At 62.7% G+C, this 271-nt stretch carries 1 pseudogene; it reads right to left on the bottom strand.

What is annotated here, in order from left to right:
* A pseudogene (locus SB772_RS41185) lies at positions 1-186 on the bottom strand (universal stress protein); the annotation flags it as partial.
* Positions 187-271 lie beyond the last annotated feature (85 nt).

The following is a 271-nucleotide window of genomic DNA, read 5'->3' as shown; positions in this document are numbered from 1 at the left end:
CTTGTCCTCGATCGAGCGCAGCCGCGACAGCGGGTGAAACGCCTCGAGCCGCGTCGCTTCGAGCGGCGGCTGTACGTTGATCAGCACGATCTCGGACGCGCAGCGTTCGTGATACAGGAAGGTCGCGTGGCGGACCGCCTGCAGCGAACGGGGCGAATGACCGACAGGAACCAGCAGCTTGAGCATGGACGATGCTCCGAAGTCGAGATGTTTCCAGCGTAGCGCGCCGCCGGATCGCTCGATCTAAAGAAATCGGGCGGCCACGTAAAAA

The sequence above is a fragment of the Paraburkholderia sp. SIMBA_030 genome (assembly GCF_046535245.1).
Lineage (GTDB): Bacteria > Pseudomonadota > Gammaproteobacteria > Burkholderiales > Burkholderiaceae > Paraburkholderia.
Note: the sequence above shows the minus strand (reverse complement) of the source record. Positions and strands in the feature narration are given on the sequence as shown.